Source organism: Streptomyces sp. NPDC005141 (assembly GCF_053599975.1).
On the sequence record NZ_JBSFYW010000166.1, the window covers coordinates 1 to 1,386 of the forward strand.

General features: G+C 69.5%; 2 protein-coding genes and 1 pseudogene. 1 reads left to right on the forward strand and 2 read right to left on the reverse strand.

Annotated elements, in window-relative coordinates:
* Window positions 1-4: 4 nt before the first annotated feature.
* Window positions 5-94: pseudogene (locus tag ACWD68_RS41885) on the forward strand (HAD family hydrolase); the annotation flags it as partial.
* Between the two features lie 19 nt (window positions 95-113).
* On the opposite strand, the gene serC reads toward ACWD68_RS41885, so the two are convergent.
* Window positions 114-1,232, reverse strand: a complete 1,119-nt coding sequence (gene serC / locus ACWD68_RS41890) for a phosphoserine transaminase (RefSeq protein ID WP_451811719.1) — start codon at window positions 1,230-1,232, stop codon at window positions 114-116.
* Entirely contained in the window at window positions 1,225-1,386 is a 162-nt protein-coding gene (locus ACWD68_RS41895) for a hypothetical protein (RefSeq protein ID WP_451811720.1), read from the reverse strand. The genes serC and ACWD68_RS41895 overlap by 8 nt, the downstream gene beginning before the upstream one ends.

The window sequence follows — 1,386 nt, forward strand, 5'->3', positions numbered from 1 at the left end:
TCTGATGTCCGCGCCCAGGGTGCTCGTCGCCAGCGACCTCGACCGCACGCTCATCTACTCCTCGGCCGCGCTCGCGCTGACCATGCCGGACGCCCCTGATCTCGTGGGAACGGCTACAGCTTCTCGATCACGTAGTCGATGCACCGGGTCAGCGCCTCGACGTCCGCCGGGTCGATCGCCGGGAACATGGCGACGCGCAGCTGGTTGCGGCCGAGCTTGCGGTAGGGCTCGGTGTCGACGATGCCGTTGGCGCGCAGGGCCTTGGCGACGGCGGCGGCGTCGACCTCGTCGGCGAAGTCGATCGTGCCGATGACCTGCGAGCGCTTGGCCGCGTCCGTCACGAACGGGGTGGCGTACTTGCTGTCCTCGGCCCAGCGGTAGAGGCGGCTCGAGGAGTCCTTCGTCCGGGCCGCCGACCAGGCGAGGCCGCCCTGGCCGTTGATCCACTCCAGTTGCTCGTTGAGCAGGAAGAGGGTGGCGAGGGCCGGGGTGTTGTACGTCTGGTTCTTGCGGGAGTTGTCGATCGCCGTGGGCAGCGAGAAGAACTCCGGAATGTGGCGGCCGGAGGCGTGGACGCGCTCGGCACGCTCGATCGCGGCCGGGGAGAACACGGCGATCCACAGGCCGCCGTCGGAGGCGAAGGACTTCTGCGGGGCGAAGTAGTAGACATCGGTCTCGGCGATGTCGACGGGCAGGCCGCCGGCGCCGGAGGTGGCGTCCACCAGGACCAGGGAGCCCTCGTCCGCGCCCCGCACCCGCTTGATCGGGGCGGCGACACCGGTCGAGGTCTCGTTGTGGGTGAAGGCGTAGGCGTCGACGCCCGCCTCCGCGACCGGCTCGGGGTGCGTGCCCGGGTCGGAGGAGACCACGGTCGGCTCGGCGAGCCACGGGGCGAGCTTGGCCGCCTTCGCGAACTTGGAGGAGAACTCGCCGAACGTGAGGTGCTGCGACTTGTTCTCGATCAGGCCGTGCGTCGCGACGTCCCAGAACGCGGTGGAGCCGCCGTTGCCGAGGACCACCTCGTACCCGTCGGGCAGGGAGAACAGCTCGCGCACGCCCTCGCGCACCTTGCCGACCAGGTTCTTGACCGGGGCCTGGCGGTGGGATGTGCCGAGCAGAGAGCTACCGGTCGCGGCCAGCGCGTCCAGCGCCTCCGTCCGCACCTTGGAGGGGCCAGCGCCGAATCGTCCGTCGGCGGGCTTGATGTCAGCGGGGATCTGGATATCAGCCACGCCGGGAGCCTAGCCGTTCCGGGAAACCTCGTCGAAACGTCGTCCGGCGTCCAGGTCGAGTACCCGGGAGGATCTCGCTCTCCAGGAAGGTGGAGTACAACTGGTCGTCGAGGTCGTTGCGGTCGGTGATGACGACGACGGTCGGGTTCAGCAG